Source organism: Poseidonibacter sp. (genome assembly GCF_041821165.1).
In the GTDB taxonomy this organism is placed as follows: Bacteria; Campylobacterota; Campylobacteria; order Campylobacterales; family Arcobacteraceae; genus Poseidonibacter.
Map to the genome: position 1 here is coordinate 1 of NZ_JBGUES010000235.1, position 3,009 is coordinate 3,009.

The 3,009-nt window shown below is 28.7% G+C and carries 1 protein-coding gene; it reads left to right on the forward strand.

All coding sequences use genetic code 11. From position 1 onward, the window contains the following. The first annotated feature begins 264 nt into the window (after nucleotides 1-264). Nucleotides 265-2,526 carry a glutamine--tRNA ligase/YqeY domain fusion protein gene (locus ACERKK_RS12550; protein ID WP_373773418.1) on the forward strand — a complete coding sequence of 754 codons (2,262 nt, stop codon included), beginning with the start codon at nucleotides 265-267 and terminating at the stop codon, nucleotides 2,524-2,526. Nucleotides 2,527-3,009 lie beyond the last annotated feature (483 nt).

Genomic DNA, 3,009 nt, shown 5'->3' on the forward strand with positions numbered 1-3,009 from the left:
TATAATAAAAGAATATATGGAAAAATAGAAAGATTAAAATATCTATTTTAAATTCTCAATCTAATAGAAAAAATAAGTTTTTAGAATGATCAGTTCTATTATGAGTTAATAGATTAAAGATAGCAAGTTTATATACATTGTGAGTATTCAATAAAATCATAGCTCTTCTTTTATCCAACATCATATAAGCACAAATTTGATAAAATGCGATTCTAATAAAAGTTTCAAATCAAAACGAAGTTTCTAATAAAAGGTTTAATAATAATGAGTGAAAATAAAGATTTTTTACGTGCAATAGTTGATGAGGACTTAAAGTCTGGCAAATACAATGAGGTTATTACTAGATTCCCTCCTGAACCAAACGGCTTCCCGCACATTGGACACGCTAAATCTATTTGTATAAATTTTGGTATTGCACGTGATTTTAATGGTACTTGCAACCTTAGAATGGATGATACAAATCCAACTAAAGAAGATACAAAATACGTAGAGGCTTTAAAAGATGCTGTACAGTGGCTTGGATTTGATTGGGGAGAAAATGTATATTTTACTTCTGATTACTTTGATAAAATATATGACTATGCAATTAAACTTATTAAAATGGGTAAGGCATATGTTGATAGTATAAATGAAGAGCAAATGAGAGAATTACGTGGAACTGTTACAAGTGCAGGAACACGAAGTGAGTATGCAAATAGAACTATTGAAGAAAACCTTGAGCTAATTGAAAGAATGAAAAATGGTGAGTTTAAAGATGGTGAACATGTATTAAGAGCTAAGATTGATATGAGTGCTGCTAATATGAAAATGAGAGATCCTTTATTATATAGAATTAGACATGCACATCATTTTAGAACAGAAGATAAATGGTGTATTTATCCAATGTATGATTTTGCTCATTGTTTATCTGATTATATTGAAGGTGTTTCTCACTCTATTTGTACATTAGAGTTTGAAAACAATAGAGATATTTACAACTGGGTACTTGATACTTTAGGACTTGAATTACCAAGACCTTACCAACATGAGTTTGCAAGACTTGGTATCAACTACACAGTAATGAGTAAAAGAAAACTTTTAGAACTAGTAGATGGTAAATATGTTTCTGGTTGGGATGACCCAAGAATGCCTACAATTGCAGGATATAAAAGAAGAGGGTATACAAAAGAATCTATCTTAAACTTCTGTGATCAAATTGGAATTGCTAAGGCTAATTCTATGGTTGATGTTGCACAACTTGAGTTTTGTATTAGAGATGATTTAAATAAAAAAGTGCCAAGAGTTATGGCTGTACTTGACCCATTAAAAGTAACAATTACTAATTATGAGGGTAGTGAAGAAATAGATGCTCCATATTATCCACATGATGTACCAAAAGAGGGTTCAAGAAAAATTCCTTTCTCAAATGAACTTTATATTGAAAGAGATGACTTCAATGAAAATCCTCCAAAAGGATATTTTAGACTTACACCTGAACAGCCAGTAAGACTTAGACATGGATTTATTATCACATGTAAAGAAGTTATCAAAGATGAAAATGGAAATATTGTAGAGATAAAAGCTGTATATCACCCTGATTCAAAAAGTGGAAGTGATACAAGTGGTATAAAAGTAAAAAGTGCAATTCAATGGTTAAGTGCTAAAGAAGCTAAAACAGTTGAAGTAAGATTATATGATAGATTATACTCTTGTGAAGCACCTGATGGCTTAGAAGATTTAAATAAAAACTCTTTAAAAGTTATCAAAAATGCTCTTATAGAACCAGCTGTAATAAGTGAAAAACCAGATGAGAGATTTCAGTTTGAAAGACAAGGGTATTTTTATGCTGATCCAATTGATTATACAAACGAAAAGCCAGTATTTAATAAAATTGTAGGATTAAAAGACTCTTGGGCTAAAAAAACAGAATCAGAACAACCAAAAGCAAAAACTGAAGTAAAAGTGCAAGCTAAAAAAGAGCAAGTAGTAGGTTCAGAAGTAGCTATGAATGATGAACAAAAAGCATTATTTGAAAAGTATACAAATGAATATAAATTAAATACTGAAATATCAAATATTCTAGCACGTGATGAAAAGCTTTCATCATTTTATGAAGAGGCTTTAGTAGAATTAAATAGTCCTGTAAGTATTGCTAATATTGTAGTAACAGAAGTAGCAAGAGAGCTAAAAGAAAAAGAAGCAAATGAACTTAAGTTTACATCTAAACAAATAGCACAGCTTGTTAAAATAATGGATGATGGAACAATTTCAAGTAAAATTGCAAAACAGATATTTGAAGAAATGGTAAAATCAGGAGATAATCCATCTAAAATAGTTGAAGATAAAGGGCTTGTGCAAATAAGTGACCCAAGTGTAATATCTCCTATTATAGATGAGGTAATTGCAAAAAATCCTGATAATGTAGAAAAGTTCAAAGCAGGAAATAATAAACTTTTAGGATTTTTTGTAGGACAAGTATTAAAAGCAACAGGTGGAAAAGCAAATCCACAAGTAGTAAATCAACTAGTTGCACAAAAGCTAAAATAAGATATTAAATACAAAAGCTAGTAGGAATATTAGCTTTTATTTTAATATTAAGAATACTTCCTTGAATTTAAGCTATACTGATACATAACTTAAAGAAAAGGAAGTATTATGGCAAAAGGAAAAGACGTTCAAAAGTCTGTTAAAACAGTATCTACAAAGTCACTAAAAGAAAAAAGAGCTGACAAAAAAGCAAAAAAAGCTTCAAAATAAATAAATACTTATAATATACATTTATTCAATAGCTAGACTTATAAAATTTCTATTGAATAGAGTGTAAACTAAAAATCTAAAATACTTCAAGAAAATACAAAATTTAAAAAATAATTTTAATAGTTTATGTATAATAAAAACATAAATACTTCAAGCAAAATACCATAATATAAAAGAGAATAAAATGATTGATTATTCAAAAAAAATAACACTACATAGAGAACTTTATCCTTTAAGAGATATTGATATGTCAATAGAAAGCGATAGAGGTAG

Bases quoted from the DNA above. Each gene is read 5' to 3' on its own strand.
- ACERKK_RS12550 (WP_373773418.1), top strand. From the start codon at position 265: ATGAGTGAAAATAAAGATTTTTTACGTGCAATAGTTGATGAGGACTTA.